The organism is Acidovorax sp. (genome assembly GCF_034519795.1).
Taxonomy (GTDB): domain Bacteria; phylum Pseudomonadota; class Gammaproteobacteria; order Burkholderiales; family Burkholderiaceae_C; genus Acidovorax.
The window spans coordinates 144,494-160,117 of sequence record NZ_JAXHOB010000027.1 but is presented as its reverse complement, the minus strand read 5'-3'; the positions used below and the strand labels follow the sequence as shown (position 1 = coordinate 160,117).

17 protein-coding genes are annotated in these 15,624 nt (G+C 67.7%); 11 read left to right on the top strand and 6 right to left on the bottom strand.

What is annotated here, in order from left to right; translation table 11 throughout:
* The first annotated feature begins 65 nt into the window (after window positions 1-65).
* From mobB to U5N23_RS28370, 3 genes are read left to right on the top strand one after another with little or no spacing between them, the layout of a single operon-like run.
* Window positions 66-611 carry a molybdopterin-guanine dinucleotide biosynthesis protein B gene (mobB, locus tag U5N23_RS28380; RefSeq protein ID WP_322596046.1) on the top strand — a complete coding sequence of 182 codons (546 nt, stop codon included), beginning with the start codon at window positions 66-68 and terminating at the stop codon, window positions 609-611.
* Window positions 608-1,846 (top strand): gephyrin-like molybdotransferase Glp, encoded by a 1,239-nt coding sequence (gene glp, locus U5N23_RS28375; RefSeq protein ID WP_322596045.1) that lies wholly within the window; start codon window positions 608-610, stop codon window positions 1,844-1,846. Before mobB ends, glp begins: the two co-directional genes overlap by 4 nt.
* Window positions 1,843-2,094, top strand: a complete 252-nt coding sequence (locus U5N23_RS28370) for a MoaD/ThiS family protein (protein WP_322596044.1) — start codon at window positions 1,843-1,845, stop codon at window positions 2,092-2,094. Before glp ends, U5N23_RS28370 begins: the two co-directional genes overlap by 4 nt.
* A 15-nt stretch (window positions 2,095-2,109) precedes the next feature.
* Here U5N23_RS28370 and dapA read toward each other — a convergent pair whose 3' ends face one another.
* The 4 genes from dapA to U5N23_RS28350 form a co-directional block, all read right to left on the bottom strand.
* Window positions 2,110-2,979 carry a 4-hydroxy-tetrahydrodipicolinate synthase gene (dapA, locus tag U5N23_RS28365; RefSeq protein WP_322596043.1) on the bottom strand — a complete coding sequence of 290 codons (870 nt, stop codon included), beginning with the start codon at window positions 2,977-2,979 and terminating at the stop codon, window positions 2,110-2,112.
* 258 nt (window positions 2,980-3,237) lie between these two features.
* Complete coding sequence (locus U5N23_RS28360) at window positions 3,238-3,579, bottom strand: hypothetical protein (protein ID WP_322596042.1); 342 nt, start codon at window positions 3,577-3,579, stop codon at window positions 3,238-3,240.
* 32 nt (window positions 3,580-3,611) lie between these two features.
* Window positions 3,612-4,739: an acyltransferase gene (locus U5N23_RS28355; protein ID WP_322596041.1), complete on the bottom strand. Its 1,128-nt coding sequence runs from the start codon at window positions 4,737-4,739 to the stop codon at window positions 3,612-3,614.
* A 95-nt stretch (window positions 4,740-4,834) separates the two neighbouring features.
* Entirely contained in the window at window positions 4,835-5,089 is a 255-nt protein-coding gene (locus tag U5N23_RS28350; protein WP_322596040.1) for a hypothetical protein, read from the bottom strand.
* A gap of 63 nt (window positions 5,090-5,152) precedes the next feature.
* Between U5N23_RS28350 and U5N23_RS28345 the strand changes: the two genes are divergently transcribed.
* The 5 genes from U5N23_RS28345 to U5N23_RS28325 all read left to right on the top strand — a co-directional run bounded on the left by U5N23_RS28345 (window position 5,153) and on the right by U5N23_RS28325 (window position 10,606).
* On the top strand, window positions 5,153-5,383 hold the full coding sequence (locus U5N23_RS28345; RefSeq protein ID WP_179681553.1) for a hypothetical protein: 231 nt from the start codon (window positions 5,153-5,155) through the stop codon (window positions 5,381-5,383).
* Window positions 5,384-5,417: 34 nt separating this feature from the next.
* Window positions 5,418-5,909 carry a molybdenum cofactor biosynthesis protein MoaE gene (locus U5N23_RS28340; protein ID WP_322596039.1) on the top strand — a complete coding sequence of 164 codons (492 nt, stop codon included), beginning with the start codon at window positions 5,418-5,420 and terminating at the stop codon, window positions 5,907-5,909.
* A gap of 146 nt (window positions 5,910-6,055) precedes the next feature.
* Window positions 6,056-8,665 carry an ATP-dependent chaperone ClpB gene (clpB, locus tag U5N23_RS28335; protein ID WP_322596038.1) on the top strand — a complete coding sequence of 870 codons (2,610 nt, stop codon included), beginning with the start codon at window positions 6,056-6,058 and terminating at the stop codon, window positions 8,663-8,665.
* 50 nt (window positions 8,666-8,715) lie between these two features.
* Complete coding sequence (locus U5N23_RS28330) at window positions 8,716-9,057, top strand: hypothetical protein (RefSeq protein ID WP_322596037.1); 342 nt, start codon at window positions 8,716-8,718, stop codon at window positions 9,055-9,057.
* A 109-nt stretch (window positions 9,058-9,166) separates the two neighbouring features.
* Window positions 9,167-10,606 carry a coniferyl aldehyde dehydrogenase gene (locus U5N23_RS28325; RefSeq protein WP_322596036.1) on the top strand — a complete coding sequence of 480 codons (1,440 nt, stop codon included), beginning with the start codon at window positions 9,167-9,169 and terminating at the stop codon, window positions 10,604-10,606.
* Here U5N23_RS28325 and U5N23_RS28320 read toward each other — a convergent pair.
* Together U5N23_RS28320 and U5N23_RS28315 are read right to left on the bottom strand one after the other, a co-directional pair.
* Window positions 10,578-12,419 carry a hybrid sensor histidine kinase/response regulator gene (locus tag U5N23_RS28320; protein WP_322596035.1) on the bottom strand — a complete coding sequence of 614 codons (1,842 nt, stop codon included), beginning with the start codon at window positions 12,417-12,419 and terminating at the stop codon, window positions 10,578-10,580. The two genes, U5N23_RS28325 and U5N23_RS28320, sit on opposite strands and share 29 nt — an antisense overlap.
* Entirely contained in the window at window positions 12,406-13,047 is a 642-nt protein-coding gene (locus tag U5N23_RS28315) for a response regulator transcription factor (RefSeq protein ID WP_322596034.1), read from the bottom strand. The genes U5N23_RS28320 and U5N23_RS28315 overlap by 14 nt, the downstream gene beginning before the upstream one ends.
* Window positions 13,048-13,231: 184 nt before the next feature.
* Between U5N23_RS28315 and U5N23_RS28310 the strand changes: the two genes are divergently transcribed.
* The 3 genes from U5N23_RS28310 to U5N23_RS28300 all read left to right on the top strand — a co-directional run bounded on the left by U5N23_RS28310 (window position 13,232) and on the right by U5N23_RS28300 (window position 15,611).
* The gene (locus tag U5N23_RS28310) at window positions 13,232-13,786 is read left to right on the top strand and encodes a hypothetical protein (RefSeq protein WP_322596033.1); all 555 of its coding nucleotides are present in this window, start codon (window positions 13,232-13,234) and stop codon (window positions 13,784-13,786) included.
* 144 nt (window positions 13,787-13,930) lie between these two features.
* Window positions 13,931-14,452 (top strand): GNAT family N-acetyltransferase, encoded by a 522-nt coding sequence (locus U5N23_RS28305; RefSeq protein WP_035202087.1) that lies wholly within the window; start codon window positions 13,931-13,933, stop codon window positions 14,450-14,452.
* Window positions 14,453-14,459: 7 nt separating this feature from the next.
* Complete coding sequence (locus tag U5N23_RS28300; protein WP_322596032.1) at window positions 14,460-15,611, top strand: class I SAM-dependent methyltransferase; 1,152 nt, start codon at window positions 14,460-14,462, stop codon at window positions 15,609-15,611.
* The last annotated feature ends 13 nt before the right edge of the window (window positions 15,612-15,624 follow it).

Here is a 15,624-nt window from a genome sequence, read left to right as displayed (position 1 = left end):
TCCCTGTCGCTCTGTGACGGAGCTTGGTGGGCCATGCAAGCCATGGCCTTGTGCAGGAGCATGGAATGAAGGTGGTAGGTTTTGCAGGGTTCTCCGGCAGCGGCAAGACCACGCTGGTCGAGCAGCTCATTCCCGAGATGCGGCTGCGCGGACTTCGGGTCTCGGTGGTCAAGCACGCGCACCACAGTTTCGACATCGACCACGTGGGCAAGGACACCTGGCGCCACCGCGAGGCCGGTGCCTTCGAGGTGGTGGCCGCTTCCGACCGGCGCCTGGCACTGGTGCGCGAGTTCGAGCGGCCGGCCGAGCTCACCGTGCACCACCTGCTCGCCGAGCTCTACCAGGGCGTGGACTGGGTGCTGGTGGAAGGCTTCAAGGACAGCGACCTGCTCAAGGTCGAGGTCTGGCGCGCCCCCGAGGCCGGCCAGGACCCCAAACCCGTGCGCTACGCCGACGACGATTTCGTGGCCGCGGTGGCCACCGATGCCCCGCAGCAACTGCCGGTGCCCACAGGCCTGCCCCTGCTCGACCTGAACGACCCGGCCCAGGTCGTGGACTGGCTGCTGCTGTATGCAGATCGCTTCGAGTACGACTGGGATCTGCACCAATGAGACCTCTCACCGCTTTCAAACCCCTCAAGTCCCTGGCCGAGGCCCTGGCCGAGCTGCTGGAGCGTGCCACCCCGCTGGCAGGCACCGATACGGTCACCACCTTCGATGCCGACGGCCGCGTGCTGGCCCAGGACGCTGTTTCGTCGCTGCAGGTGCCGCCCAATGACAACAGCTCCATGGACGGCTACGCCGTGCGCCGCGCCGACGTGGCAGCGGCAGGCAGGGTGCTGCCCGTGTCGCAGCGCATTGCCGCCGGCAGCGCGGGGGATCCCCTGCAGCCGGGCACGGCCGCGCGCATCTTCACCGGGGCGCCCGTGCCTGAAGGGGCCGACGCGGTACTGATGCAGGAAGACTGCGAAGCCCTGGACGATGGCAGCAGCGTGCGCATCCACACCGTGCCAGCCGCCGGCCAATGGATACGCCGGGCTGGCGAAGACATCACGCGTGGCGCGGTGGTGCTGTCCGCCGGCACCCGCCTCACGCCCGCTGAGCTGGGCCTGGCGGCGAGCATCGGCCTGCACCAACTGCAGGTGGCGCGCCGCCCGCGCGTGGCGCTGTTTTCCACCGGCGATGAACTGGTCATGCCGGGGGATGTGCCACCCGAGCAGATGCGCCCGGGCGCCATCTACAACAGCAACCGCTTCTTCCTGCGCGCCATGCTGCTGCGCCTGGGCTGCGAGGTGACCGACCTGGGCATCGTGCCCGACCGGCGCGATGCGACCGTGCAGGCCCTGCAAAAGGCGAGCGAAGCCCACGACCTGATCCTCACCAGCGGCGGCGTATCGGTGGGTGAAGAAGACCACATCAAGCCCGCCGTGGAATCGCTGGGAACGCTGGACCTCTGGCAGATCGCCATGAAGCCGGGCAAACCGTTCGCCTACGGGCGCATCGGCAGCGCCCACTTCATGGGGCTGCCCGGCAACCCGGTGTCCAGCTTTCTGACCTTTGCGCTGCTGGTGCGGCCCTTCTTGTTGCGCCTGCAGGGCGTGCAGGCCGTGGCCCCGCGCGCGCTGCCGGGCACGGCGCATTTCGCCTGGCCCCGGGCCGACAAGCGCCGGGAGTTCCTGCGCGTGCGGCACAACGCGGCGGGTGGCCTCGATCTGTTTTCCAACCAGAGTTCGGGTGTGCTCACCTCGGCCGCCTGGGGTGATGGCGTGGTGGACAACCCTGCCGGCCAGACCATTGCGCCGGGCGATACGGTGCAGTTCATTGCTTTCGCGGAGCTGCTGGCATGAAGATCACCGTGCGCTATTTCGCCTCCATCCGCGAGGCCATCGGCCAGGGCAGCGAGGTGGTGGACACCGCTGCCGCGACCTTGGGCGAACTGCGCGATGAGTTGATCGCGCGCGGCGGCGCCCATGCCGGCAGCCTGGCAAGGGGCCGGGCCGTGCGCATGGCGCTGGGCCAGGTGATGAGCGGCGAGACCGCCGCCCTGCACGAGGGCGCCGAGGTGGCGTTCTTCCCGCCGGTCACGGGCGGCTGAACCACGCCGCAGCCCTTACACGGTCTGCAAGCGCTGCTCCAGGGCCGGTGATGCCGGCATCATCGGCGCGCGCAGTTCGTTGCGCATCCATCCCGCGCGGGCCAGCAAGGCCTTGAGCGGGGCCGGGTTGGGCTCGGCAAAGCACAGTGCGATCCAGGGCTGCAGCTCCTGCCAGGCCGCGCGTGCCTGGGCGAGCTGGCCGGCCTGCACCTGGGCGATCAATGCCGCGAAGCGGCCGGCCTGCCAGTGCGCGCTGGCGGCAATGGCGCCAGCGCCGCCCAGGGCCAGGGTGGTGAACATCTGCGCATCCTCTCCCGCGAGCACGGCCAGGCGACCATCGGCGATCAGCGCCTGGGTCTTGGCCGGGTCGCCACCGCAGTCCTTGATGGCCCGGATGTTCGGGTGCTGCGCCAGGGCCAGCAGGGTCTCGGTGTGCAGCCTGGCGCCCGTGCGGTAGGGTATGTCGTAGACGATGAGGGGCACATGGCTGGCGTCGGCGATGGCGCGGAACCAGTGCAGCAGGCCCTCCTGCGAGGGGCGGATGTAGTGCGGCGCAGGCACCAGCAGGCCCGCCAGCGGAAGCTGTGCCCATTGCTGCACCTGGGCCGTCACCTGGCCCAGGTGGTAGCCCGACAGGCCCATCACCACGGGCAGGCCGGCGGCGGCCTCCAGTACCGTCTGCAGCACCTGCAGCTGCTCCTCCTTGTCCAGGGCTGCGGCCTCGCCGGTGGAGCCGCAAGCCACGAAGCCTGCCACGCCGTCGGCGCGCAGGCGGGTGGTCAGCGCGTGCAGCGCGGCGTGGTCCACGTCGCCGTCCTTGAACGGCGTGACCAGCGGGATCCAGAGCCCGTGGAAGGGGCTGGCAAAAGAGGTGGGCGATGGCATGCGAAAACATCCTTTCAGGTTCGACCAGGGGAAGAACCGCCAGGCTGCGCGCGCGGAATACCGGGAGAGAAAGGAAAAAGGGGAAAAGGAGCTGTCTTTCTGCCAGGGGTTCCGTCGCTCATCCGGACGGAACCACAGCTCCGGTCAGATGAGCTCTGGTTTTTTGGCTTTGACCACGCATTGCACGGCTACCGCAGGTGCGGTGTTCATTGCCAGGGTGCAGCGGGTGGTCATGGCCGAAGTATAGCGGGGAGTGCGTCAGCCCTGCTCAGGGGCCGGTTCCACGGGGGCGATCAGCTCGGGGCACTGCCAGACCAGCAGCTCGGCCAGGCGCGTCACGATCCAGGTGGCCTCGGGCACGGAGACGCCGGACTCGCCCGTGCACAGCCCGGCATGGATGCGCCGCAGGATCTCGGTCTCGGAAGGGGCCTGCACATGGTAGAGGGTCTGCGCATGCTCCACCAGGTGCCCGGCCAGGTCCTCGCACAGTTCGTAGCGCGTGCGCACCACACTGGCCGGCTCGCGCAGGCGCTGGCGGGCGTCGCTGTACACGGCCATGAAGGACGGGGGAACGTGGATCTGGTTGTCGTCGTCGTGCATGGCGCAGGCAGTTCGAAATGGCAGTGGAAAGGTCAGGCCGTGGCGCTGTTTGGCACGCTGCTGCGGTTCTTGCTGCGAAAGCGCTTGCCGTATTCGATCATCGGCTGCTCCACGGTGTAGTACAGCCCGGTGGCCAGCAGCAGGGTGGCCGCCACGACAGCGAGGTGGGCGCCCACGCCCGACCACTGCAGCTGGACATAGACCACGAGCATCACCTTGGCGTGGACCAGGTACAGGGAGTACGAGATCTTGCCGATGTAGCGCACCAGCATGTCCTGGATCGGCGGCAGCTTGAGGAACAGGATGAACACGCAGGCCAGCCCCACGGCGGCCAGCGGCTGCGGCGCCATGCCCACGAGCACCTGCCACTGCGACCACAGCAGGATCAGCAGCAGCGCCACGGGCCACAGGACGCTGCTGGGAATGCGCGTGAGCACCTTCTCATAGCGGTAGATCACCGTGCCCAGCACGAAGAAGTACAGGTAGCCCACGATGTTGGACTTGATCAGCGCATGCTGCAGCACCGGCGAGAACTCGACGCCTGCGTTGCGTGCCTGGGTCAGGTACAGGAAGTCGAGCGCACCGGTGTTGGCCGTCTTGATCCAGGCGATGGACAGCAGCGTGGACAGGAGCAGCACCAGCAGCCAGAAATGCCGCCAGCGCACGCGGTGCGCCACCAGGGCCAGCACCAGCACGATGGCATACCAGAAGAGCTCCACCGTGAGCGTCCAGCCCACGTGCACGCGGTCGAAGAACAGGCTGCTGCGCACCGACAGCTGCTGCAGGTTGAGCAGGTTGAGCAGGAAATGCGGGTAGTCGTTGGCCACCAGTTGCCGGAACCCGGGAACCAGCGCCATCTCGACCAGCACGATGCCCACCAGGGCCACCCAGTACACCGGGAAGATGCGAAAGAAGCGCGCCTTGGCATAGTCGCCCAGGGTGTTGCGCTCGGCGCTCTGGATGATGAGGTAGCCCGAGATCAGGAAGAACAGCTGCACGCCGATGCCGCCGCCATCGGGGCCGAACAGCGGCACCGGAATGCCGGCGTAGACCGAGAGGTGGTGCAGGGCCACCGAGAGGATGGCGCAGGCGCGCAGGACGTCGATGTTGTTGTCGTGTTCTACCGAGCGCAGGCGCTGCGTGATGTCAGAAAATTTCATGGACAGGAGGTCGGTCCGCCCGGCATGGGCGGGTTGGTGTCCCTGGGGACGCCGTTGGCATCAAGTATTGGCGAAGGGCCTGGCGGCTCAGCCTCTCAGTCAGGGGTGAACAGCCGCTCGAACTTCACCCGGTCCGCGTCCAGCTCGAAGGTCACCACCTGGCCCATTTTCATGTCCGACAGCCGGCAGGCGGCAAACAGCGTGGTCTTGCCGGCCAGCTCCATGCTGTCGAGGTCCACAAGGGCATAGGGGTAGGGCACGAACACCTCGTGCGCGAAAATGTCCTTGCTGCGGTTGCGCGGCGACGGGTAGAGCTTGTATTTTTCGGTGGTGATGGTTTGTGTGGCCATGGGGGGTACAGTTCTGCCGGATGCTACAGACAATCGACTTCTTTTTTCAGAAAAAACAATTCCATGGCAAAACCCAAGAGTGAATGGCCCGCCAAGGTACTGGCGTTGATCCAATCAGGCAACCACCCTGCGGCCATCGCGCAGGTCAAAGTCGCCCCTACGGTGACGGACGTCACGCGTTTGCAGGCCCTGGTGGCCAAGCTGCCGCGCACGCCTGCGCTGGTGCAGCTGGAAAAGGTGCTGGAAGAGGAGCGGGCGCTTCTGGCGGCACCCCGCCTGCACCGCTCGCCTTGAACCAGCGGCCGTGAAGACAGAGGAATCCGCAGCCATGAGCACCCCCCCCGCATCCTGCATTTCCATCCAGACCGGCGACTTCGACCTGTCGGCCGAAGTCGCCGCGCTGCGCCACGGAGACCGCCGTGTGGGCGCGGTGTGCGCCTTCGTGGGCACGGTGCGCGACCGCAACGACGGAGACGACGTCGCTTCCCTGGAGCTGGAGCATTATCCGGGCATGACCGAAAAGTCCATCGCCGCGATGGTGGATGCGGCCTTCGAGCGCTTTGCGCTCTTTGGCGTGCGCGTGATCCACCGGGTGGGGCTGCTGCAGCCGCTCGACCAGATCGTGTTGGTGGCGGTGACCAGCGCCCACCGGGGCCAGAGTTTCGAGGCCTGCGAATTCCTGATGGACTACCTCAAGACCCAGGCGCCCTTCTGGAAGAAGGAGGTCACGCCTGCCGGCGCGCGCTGGGTCGATGCGCGCGTGAGCGACGACGCAGCGCTGACCCGCTGGGGCATCGCTGCGTCCAATGTCGATATGTAAGTGTTGGTAATTGCGCGCGCTGGGCCTCCAAAGCGGGCGCGCAAGAGCAGGGCTTGGCACTGTCCACCGGCCTGGCTGGGCCCGGGATGCTTGAAATGCGTGCCGAAAGTCCCCATGTGTGACGCAATTCGGAAGGACATTCACCCATGCGTCTCGACAAATTCACCACCAAGTTCCAGGAAGCCCTGAGCGACGCCCAGACCCTCGCGCTGGGCAATGACAACGCCTACATCGAGCCTGTGCACATGCTCGTGGCCATGCTGCGCCAGGAGGACGGTCCGCGCGCGCTGCTGCAGCGTGCCGGTGTCAACGTGCAGGGCCTGCTGGCCGCAGCGGAAAGCGCCGTCAAGCGCCTGCCGGCCGTGCACGGCCAGGACCAGGTGCAGGGCGGGCCCGAGCTGGGCCGCGTGCTGCAGGCCACCGAGAAGGAGGCCATCAAGCGCGGCGACCAGTTCATCGCCAGCGAGCTGTTCCTGCTCGCCTTGATCGACAGCAAGGGCGAGGCCGCCACCATCGCCAAGGACAACGGCCTCACGCGCAAGAGCCTGGAGGCGGCCATCGAGGCCGTGCGCGGCGGCCAGAAGATGGACAGCCCCGACGCCGAAGGACAGCGCGGCGCCTTGGCCAAGTACTGCATGGACCTGACCGAGCGCGCGCGCATGGGCAAGCTCGACCCGGTGATCGGCCGCGACGACGAGATCCGCCGCGCCATCCAGGTGCTGCAGCGGCGCACCAAGAACAACCCGGTGCTCATCGGCGAGCCCGGCGTGGGCAAGACCGCCATCGTGGAAGGCCTGGCCCAGCGCATCGTGGCCGGCGAGGTGCCCGAGTCGCTCAAGGGCAAGCGCGTGCTCAGCCTGGACATGGCGGCCCTCTTGGCCGGTGCCAAGTACCGCGGCGAGTTCGAGGAACGGCTGAAGGCCGTGCTCAACGAACTGGCCAAGGACGAGGGCCAGACCATCGTCTTCATCGACGAGCTGCACACCATGGTGGGTGCCGGCAAGGGCGAGGGCGCGATGGACGCGGGCAACATGCTCAAGCCGGCCCTGGCGCGCGGCGAGCTGCACTGCGTGGGCGCCACCACGCTCGACGAGTACCGCAAGTACATCGAGAAGGATGCGGCGCTGGAGCGCCGCTTCCAGAAGATCCTGGTGGGCGAGCCCACGGTGGAGGCGACCATTGCCATCCTGCGCGGCCTGCAGGAGAAGTACGAGGTGCACCATGGCGTGGACATCACCGACCCGGCCATCGTGGCCGCAGCCGAGCTGTCGCACCGCTACATCACCGACCGCTTTCTGCCCGACAAGGCGATCGACCTGATCGACGAGGCGGCGTCGAAGATCAAGATCGAGATGGACTCCAAGCCCGAGGTGATGGACAAGCTCGACCGCCGGCTGATCCAGCTGCAGATCGAGCGCGAAGCCGTGCGCCGCGAGAAGGACGAATCCTCGGTCAAGCGCTTCGGCCTGATCGAGGAGGAGATCGTGCGCCTGCAAAAGGAGATCGCCGACTACGACGAGATCTGGCAGTCCGAGAAGGCCCAGGCCCAGGGCAGCGCGCACGTGCGCGAAGCCATCGACAAGCTCAAGTTCCAGATCGAGGAGTTCACGCGCAAGGGCGACTTCAACAAGGTGGCCGAGCTGCAGTACGGCAAGCTGCCGGACCTGGAGCGCCAGCTCAAGGAAGCCCAGGCCAAGGAGGCCGGCAAGGATGGCGTGGCCAGCGCGCCGCGCCTGTTGCGCACGCAAGTGGGTGCCGAGGAGATCGCCGAGGTGGTGAGCCGTGCCACGGGCATCCCCGTGGCCAAGATGATGCAGGGCGAAAAGGACAAGCTCTTGCAGATGGAAGGCAAGCTGCACGAGCGCGTGGTCGGCCAGGAGGAAGCAATCACCGCCGTGGCCAATGCCATCCGCCGCTCGCGCTCGGGCCTGTCCGACCCGAACCGCCCCACGGGCTCCTTCCTGTTCCTGGGCCCCACCGGGGTGGGCAAAACCGAGCTGTGCAAGGCGCTGGCGGGCTTCCTGTTCGACAGCGAGGACCACCTGATCCGCATCGACATGAGCGAGTTCATGGAAAAGCATTCGGTGGCCCGCCTGATCGGCGCGCCCCCGGGCTACGTGGGCTACGAGGAGGGCGGCTACCTGACCGAGGCCGTGCGCCGCAAGCCCTACAGCGTGCTGCTGCTCGACGAGGTGGAAAAAGCCCACCCCGACGTGTTCAACGTGCTGCTGCAGGTGCTCGACGATGGCCGCCTGACCGATGGCCAGGGCCGTACCGTGGACTTCAAGAACACGGTGATCGTGATGACCAGCAACATCGGCTCGCACCTGATCCAGGCCATGGTCGGGCAGGACTCGGAGGACATCAAGGAAGCGGTGTGGGGGGAACTCAAGAACCATTTCCGACCCGAATTCCTCAACCGGATCGACGAGACGGTGGTGTTCCACGCGCTCGATGCGAAGAACATCGAGGCGATTGCACGCATCCAGCTGCAACTGCTCGAAGCGCGCCTGGCCAAGATGGACCTGCAGCTGCAGATCTCCGGCCCGGCGCTCGAAGAGCTGGCCAAGGTGGGGTTCGATCCGGTGTTCGGTGCCCGTCCGCTCAAGAGGGCCATCCAGCAGCGCATCGAAAATCCGCTGTCGAAGTTGTTGCTGGAGGGCCGGTTCCCGCCCAAGAGCGTGATCCCGGTGACGGTGGATCCGGTGCTGGATCCGGGTGTTTTCCAGTTCGGCGGGGCTTCCGAGTCCGCTTGAGGGGAAAGGGGCGGCTGTTTGAGGCTGCCCGTTGAAAGGAAAGGTGTCGTTTGAATAAACTTGTTTCGGGTCTGGTGCGTTTTGCCGTGCGTGCCCTTGTGCTGGCCATGGGGCTGGTGGTGTTCCTGAGCCTGCTGGCTGCAGCACTGGTGCTGGGCCTGGCGTGGGCAGCACGCGCGACCTGGGCCCGGCTCACGGGCCGGCCCATGACCCCCTGGGTCATGCGGGTCGACCCGCGCACCGGTTTCAGCGCTGCCATGCGCTCCAGGGCGCAATGGGGCGCTGCGCGCCAGCCCGATGCAGCCGCTGAACCGGCAGCGCCCTCGCGCCGCGGCGGGGTGCTGCCCGGGGCCGTGGAGGTGACCGACGTGGAGCCGCGCGAGCTGCGCTGAGGGCGGTCGCAATGCCGCAGAAAAGGGGCTCGAAGCGGTGCTCGGCATGCCCCTGTGGGCGCCCCGGCATGGTCCGGTGGCAGGGGCCGGGCGCTCTATCATGCGTTCCATGACTCCAGCCGATATCCACGCCCTTTTTGAAACCCAGCGGCAGGCCAGCCGCACGCAGGTCGAGGTGCCTTTGCTCGTGCGCCGCGAGCGCCTGCTGCGCATGCGCAAGCTGCTCGATGAAAATGGGCCCGTGCTGGCGGCGGCCGTGCAGGCCGATTTCGGCATGCGCTCGCCCCGGCTCACCGAGGTGGCGGATTTCTTCGTGCTGCGCACCCTGCTGTCGCACACCTTGAAGCACCTGGCGCGCTGGATGAAGCCGCAGAAGGTGCGCACCCCCCTGTACCTGCAACCTGCCAGCGCCCATGTGCAGCGCCAGCCGCTGGGCGTGGTGGGGGTGATATCGCCCTGGAACTACCCGGTCCAGCTGGCCCTGGGGCCGGCCATCACGGCCCTGGCTGCGGGCAACCGCGTGATGCTCAAGCCCAGCGAGCTCACGCCCCACACCTCGGCCCAGATGGCGCTGCTGGTGGCACAGTTCTTTGCGCCCGAGGAATTCTGCGTGGTGCAGGGCGATGCCAACCTGGCGGCCCTGTTTGCCTCGCTGCCGTTCGACCATCTGGTGTTCACCGGCTCGACGCCCGTGGGCCGCAAGGTGGCGCTGGCGGCCGCCCAGAACCTCACGCCCACCACGCTGGAGCTCGGTGGCAAGTCGCCCTGCATCATCGACGGCCACTGCGACATGCAGGATGCGGCGCTCAAGATCGCCCATGGCAAGCTGCTCAATGCCGGGCAGACCTGCATCGCGCCCGATTACGTGCTGGTGCCGCGCGGGCGCGAGACCGAGTTTGCCAACGCCTACCGGGCCGCCGTGGCGCGCCTGTTCCCGACCATCGAGGGCAATCCGGACTACGCGTCGATCATCACGCCGCGCCACCACGCGCGCCTGCGCACCATGCTGCAGCAGGCGCAGACGCAGGGCGCGCAGGTGCAGCCCATCGACCCTACTGCGGGCAAGCCGGTGGTGAACACGGTGGGCACGCTGGGCGATGGCGCCAGCCGCCAGATGCTGCCCACCCTGGTGTTCGGCGTCACCTCGGACATGCAGATCATGCAGGAGGAGATCTTCGGACCGGTCCTGCCCGTGATCTCGTACGAGCGCCTGGACGACGCCGTGGCGCACATCAATGCCGGCCCGCGGCCGCTGGCGCTGTACTGGTTCGGCCAGAGCGAGGCGGTGCGTGACGATGTGCTGCGCCGCACCGTCAGCGGTGGCGTGACCGTGAACGACACGCTGATGCACATCGCGCACGACAACCTGCCTTTTGGCGGGGTGGGCGACAGCGGCTGGGGTGCCTACCACGGGGAAGCGGGCTTTCTGCGCTTTTGCCACCAGAAGTCGGTGCTGGTGCAGTCGCGCTGGGCGATGGGCTCGCTGTTCTACCCGCCCTATGGCGCGCGCTTCGACCAGGTCATGGGGCTTCTTCGCCGCTGGCTGTAGCCAGGGCATCGGGCGACGGGGTCACGGGCACGGCGCCGCTGATCAGCTGCACGATGGCATCGCGCAGTTGCCCCGTGGACACCGGCTTGTGCAGCAGCAGGGCCGACGTGGTCTGCGCGTCGCGCAGGCGCTGGGGCGAGGTGTCGCCGGTCATGATGATGGCCGGCACCGCGACGCCCAGGTAGGCGCGCAGGGCCTGCAGCACCTGCTTGCCGGTTTCTTCGTGGCGCAGGCGGAAGTCGGTGATGATCAGGTCGGGCGTGCTGTCCTCGATGTGATCGAGGGCATCGGCGCTGGATTCGGCCGTGGTGCAGTGGCAGCCCCAGCTTTGCAGCAGGGCCTGCATGCCCAGGCGCACCGATTCGTCATCGTCGATGGCCAGCACCTGCAGGCCCGTGAGATCGAAGTGGTTGAACGAGGGCGGGGCTTCGTCCTCCAGAGCACCCTGCCAGGCGTCCAGCCAGAGCCGGAACACCGAGCCGCGCCCGGGGCGCGAACTCAGCTCCACCGAGGTGCCCATTTCGCGCACCAGGCGTTTCACGATGGCCAGGCCCAGCCCCAGGCCCTTGCGGCGGTCGCGCTCGGGGTTGCCCAGCTGGTGGAATTCCTGAAAGATGTTGTCCCACTGGCTTTGCGGTATGCCGGCCCCGGTGTCCCACACCTCCAGCGCGATGCGCCGCCCGCGGCGGCGGCAGGCGATGAGCACGCCGCCGCGTGCGGTGTAGCGCAGCGCGTTGGAGATGAAGTTGTGCATGACCAGCATGACCAGCGAGCGGTCGGCATAGGCTGCGGTGGAGGTCTCGTGCGTGCGGTACACCAGCCCTGCATTGTCGGCCTGCACGCCGAACTCCTGCTCCAGCGCGGTCAGCAGGGGTTGCACGGCGAAGGCGGCCGGCCGCATCTTGACGACGCCGGCCTCCAGCCGCGAGTAGTCGAGCAAGGTGGTGAGCATTTCCACGGCCGCGCTGGACGCGGCCTGCGCATGGCCCAGCACGGTCAGCTGGTGCGGGCTCATGGGGCTGCGCTGCAGGGTTTCCAGGAACAGGCCCATGGCATGCAGCGGCTGGCGAAGGTCGTGGCTGGCGGCCGCGAGAAAGCGCGATTTGTCGCGGTCGGCGCGCTCGGCTTCTTCCTGCGCGGCCAGGGCGCGCTGCGATTCGGCGCGCAGCTCGGCCACCAGCCGCTCATTGTCGAGCTTGAGGGCGATGCTGCGGCGGGTGGCCGTATCGCCCGTGCTGGCCTGCAGGCCGGCGAGCGCGTAGTACACCAGCACCAGGAACAGGGCAGGCCACATCGCGGGGCCACCGCTCAGGGCCACGGCGGCGAAGATGCCCCCGACAGCACAGCTGAGGTAGGTGATGTAGGCGCGGTACAGGGGCGCCCCCAGGCCCAGCGCGCCGGAGGAGACGGTGCTGACGATGCCGATGGCGTAGATGACGCTCTCGGCAGAACCCCAGTACAGCACCACGAAGCCCAGGCTGCCCCAGCTCAAGCCCATGGCGGCCATGCAGGCCATGAGCTTGCGTGCCGAGCGCAGCACCGGGTCGCTCTGCGGCGCCATGCCGCGCAGCGTGGCGTACACCCCGATGACCACGAGCGCATGCGAGACCAGCCAGATGCTGACCACCTGGGTGTCGGCCACGCGCGCCATCACCCACAGGGTGCCCAGGGCAGTGGCCAGGGAGGCCAGCAAGGTCATGGGAAAGTTCTGGCGCAGCAGCGTGACCTGCTCGCGCAGGACTTCATCGCGCTCCCAGCGTCGGCGTACCCAGGGCCAGCGCGGGATCAGCGGCAGGGCTTCAGACAACGTCATGGAGCGGCGGCATGGACAGGCCCAGGCGCTGCGCCGCCAGCAGCGCAGCGCTGCGGCTGTTGACGCCCAACTGCGCAAAAATGGCTGCCACGTGCACACGCACGGTGTTTTCGCTCAGGCCCAGGTGGCGCGCGATGACCTTGTTGGGCTTGCCTGTGCACAGCAGCGACAGCACTTCGAGCTGGCGCGCCGTGAGGCTGGGCGCGGTGGCTGCGCGCAGGGAGGCGGTATTTCCGCTGTTCGCGGGAAAGCAGGGCTGGCCGGAGAGCGCCACGCTGATCGCCTCCAGGATGTCCTCGCCGCTGGCCGATTTGGGCAGGAAGCCATCGGCGCCGCGCGAGCGGGCCTCGTACACTGCATCGGGTGCGATGCTGGCAGATACGAGCACGATGCGGGCGTTTGGGTGCGATTGCCGCAATAACCGCAGGCCATCGAGCCCGCTCATGCCCGGCAGCTGGATGTCCAGCAGCACCAGGTCCACCGGGGCTGGGGCCTGGGGCAGGGCACAGGCTTCGGCAATCGAGCCGGCTTCGGCAATCGAGCCGACGGAGGGGTGGTCCTGCACGATCAGGCGCAAGCCGGTTCGGAACAAGGTGTGGTCGTCAATGAGCAACAGGCTGGCGGGCATGCCATGAGTATTGCGCACAACACCGCACGAGGGAACGGGTACGAACTAGTCCATTTGTGCGATGGACGCGGGAGCAGGCGGTTTTTAGACTTTCCCCCATGCAGTGACCCTGGTACCGTAGGGACCAGCGAACTGTGGCGGTTGGCACGGCCCAACCTTCTTCCAACCACCAGGGGAATACAACATGGCTGCCAGCGCTCTTTCGAACCCAACGCCTTCATCGCCCGAGCACAAACCTTCCGCAGGCGTGGGGGTGGGCGGCAATTGCATCGCCCAGATCGTGCACGACAACTGCCCGGACCTGCTGGCCTCGGCGGGCGTGATCATCGAGCACCTGGATGCACAGGCCGGCAACTGGCAGTTTTCGATCGACAATGGCCTGACCTGGCGCAGCGCCCGCACCGACCTCATCAACCGCCCGGGCTGCATGGGACTGGCGCTGGACCGCGATGCCCGCCTGCGCGTGCTGCCGTTCAGCGGTCACCGGGTGAGCGGCGTGCGCATCGTGTTCCATACGGTGCAGCGCAGCCACGGCCAGGGCAGCGGCAGCTACCGCGCCTATGCCCCGGATGAGCGCGACGGGGGCTCGCGCAGCGTGACCCTGGTGGTGGGGCTGAACGCGGTCAACGGCATGCCGCCCGAGGTGAAAGTGCCTCGGCCCCGCAACAAGCGCGCACTCGCCCAGTCGGCCCGCGAACGTGCCGGCGATGGGCTCGCGGGCTCGCTGGCCCTGGCCTGACAAGGCGTTTGGGGCCGCTTTCGGGGGCAGGATCTGCAAGGGGCTGCAGGCCCGGGTACCCTACCGGCGAGGGGTGAAAAACCGTTTGCGGCGACAATGCCGGTCCTTTCGTTTTTTCACACCCTGTTTTCGTTCGGTTTTTTCATGTCCAGTATCCAGGTTCGTCCCGCTACGCTTCGCGATGCCAAAGCCATCGCCCAGATCCACACCGTCTCCGCCCAAGAGGCTTACAAAGGGCTGGTGCCAGACGAGCAATTGAAGTCCATGTCCTCCGTCGACAAGCGCCAGGCCTACTGGCGCGAAGCCATCGAGTATTGCGAGCCCCAGGTGCAGGTGGCCATCGATGGCGAGAAGATCGTCGGTTTTGTCGGCTATGACCGCTCGCGCGATGAGAAGTCCCGCCCCACCACAGGCGAAATCTGGGCCATCTACGCCGCTCCCACCCACTGGAACCAAGGCGTCGGCCTGGCCCTGTGGGATGCCGCCCGCGATGGTCTGCAGGAAGAAGGCTGCACCAATGTCACGGCCTGGGTGCCGCTGCGCAACGAGCGCGCCATCCGTTTCCACGAAATGGCCGGCTTCAAGCAAGAGCTCTCCACCGCCAAGACCAATGTCATCGGCGGCGTCAAGATCGAAGAAGTGCGCCTGAAGCGCCCCATCAACTAAGGCTTCGATGATCGAGTGGAACCACCTGGGCCAGGCCCACAGTGCCCAGTGGCGCTCCGAAAGCAGCGCCCCGGCCCCCCGCCGGGTGGTGACCGCCGACGACACCCTGCCTGCCGATACCGCCTACCGCCTGGCCTGCGAGGGCACGGGCCTGCTGTGGCAGGGCGACTTTCAGAACGCGCGCATGCTGCTGCAGGCGCTGATGCGCCGGGTGGACCGCAAGCCGGCCAAGGCGGCGGCCAAGGCCGCTGAGAAAGCCGCGGCCGCCACCCCAGCCCAGGCCTTTCACCTGCATCGCCAGGCGCAAGCCCAGCGCGCGCGGGTGCTCTCGTCGATCCTGATCCCCCTCGCGCCCGACTATGGCATCGACCTGCGCCGGGCGCCCGACTGGCGCCAGGCCTGCACCGAGGCCTGGGGCCCGGCCAGCGGCGAAAGCTCGGTGGCCACGCTGCGCGAGCTGCTCGGCCTGGTCGGTGCCTTCGAATGGCGCAAGAAGGGCGTGGACGTGCCTGCGCTGGGCGAAGGCCCGCACAACCGCATCCATCCCCACTATGGTGTGTTCTCGCCGGTGCGCGGCGAGTATGTGGACCTGGTGGCCAACACCTCGCTGCCCGCCACTGCGCTGGCGTTCGACATCGGCGTGGGCACGGGCGTGCTGTCGGCCGTGCTGGTGCGCCGCGGTGTGCAGCGCGTGGTGGCCACCGACCAGGATCCGCGCGCCATGGCTTGCGCGCGCGACAACCTCAAGCGCCTGGGTGTGCTCGACCGGGTGGAGCTGCTGCAGGCGGACCTGTTTCCGCCCGGGCAGGCGCCGCTGGTGGTGTGCAACCCTCCGTGGGTGCCTGCGCGCCCGAGTTCACCCATCGAGCATGCCGTGTACGACGAAGGCAGCCGCATGCTGCGCGGCTTCCTGGCGGGCCTGGCAGCCCACCTGGAGCCGGGTGGCGAAGGCTGGCTGATCCTGTCGGACCTGGCCGAGCACCTGGAACTGCGCCCGCGCGAGCAATTGCTGGGCTGGATCGCCGAGGGCGGGCTGCGTGTGCTGGGCCGCCATGACGTGCAGCCCCGGCACGCCAAGGTGGCCGACGCCGGAGACGCCCTGCACGCCGCCCGTGCTGCCGAGGTGACGTCTCTTTGGCGGTTGGCGGCCATCCACTGAGCCCTTGCCCCGC

What these genes read in the sequence shown, in the direction of transcription:
- mobB (WP_322596046.1), top strand. Translation starts at nt 66, where the DNA reads ATGAAGGTGGTAGGTTTTGCAGGGTTCTCCGGCAGCGGCAAGACCACG.
- glp (WP_322596045.1), top strand. Translation starts at nt 608, where the DNA reads ATGAGACCTCTCACCGCTTTCAAACCCCTCAAGTCCCTGGCCGAGGCC.
- U5N23_RS28370 (WP_322596044.1), top strand. Translation starts at nt 1,843, where the DNA reads ATGAAGATCACCGTGCGCTATTTCGCCTCCATCCGCGAGGCCATCGGC.
- dapA (WP_322596043.1), bottom strand. Translation starts at nt 2,979, where the DNA reads ATGCCATCGCCCACCTCTTTTGCCAGCCCCTTCCACGGGCTCTGGATC.
- U5N23_RS28360 (WP_322596042.1), bottom strand. Translation starts at nt 3,579, where the DNA reads ATGCACGACGACGACAACCAGATCCACGTTCCCCCGTCCTTCATGGCC.
- U5N23_RS28355 (WP_322596041.1), bottom strand. Translation starts at nt 4,739, where the DNA reads ATGAAATTTTCTGACATCACGCAGCGCCTGCGCTCGGTAGAACACGAC.
- U5N23_RS28350 (WP_322596040.1), bottom strand. Translation starts at nt 5,089, where the DNA reads ATGGCCACACAAACCATCACCACCGAAAAATACAAGCTCTACCCGTCG.
- U5N23_RS28345 (WP_179681553.1), top strand. Translation starts at nt 5,153, where the DNA reads ATGGCAAAACCCAAGAGTGAATGGCCCGCCAAGGTACTGGCGTTGATC.
- U5N23_RS28340 (WP_322596039.1), top strand. Translation starts at nt 5,418, where the DNA reads ATGAGCACCCCCCCCGCATCCTGCATTTCCATCCAGACCGGCGACTTC.
- clpB (WP_322596038.1), top strand. Translation starts at nt 6,056, where the DNA reads ATGCGTCTCGACAAATTCACCACCAAGTTCCAGGAAGCCCTGAGCGAC.
- U5N23_RS28325 (WP_322596036.1), top strand. Translation starts at nt 9,167, where the DNA reads ATGACTCCAGCCGATATCCACGCCCTTTTTGAAACCCAGCGGCAGGCC.
- U5N23_RS28320 (WP_322596035.1), bottom strand. Translation starts at nt 12,419, where the DNA reads ATGACGTTGTCTGAAGCCCTGCCGCTGATCCCGCGCTGGCCCTGGGTA.
- U5N23_RS28315 (WP_322596034.1), bottom strand. Translation starts at nt 13,047, where the DNA reads ATGCCCGCCAGCCTGTTGCTCATTGACGACCACACCTTGTTCCGAACC.
- U5N23_RS28310 (WP_322596033.1), top strand. Translation starts at nt 13,232, where the DNA reads ATGGCTGCCAGCGCTCTTTCGAACCCAACGCCTTCATCGCCCGAGCAC.
- U5N23_RS28305 (WP_035202087.1), top strand. Translation starts at nt 13,931, where the DNA reads ATGTCCAGTATCCAGGTTCGTCCCGCTACGCTTCGCGATGCCAAAGCC.
- U5N23_RS28300 (WP_322596032.1), top strand. Translation starts at nt 14,460, where the DNA reads ATGATCGAGTGGAACCACCTGGGCCAGGCCCACAGTGCCCAGTGGCGC.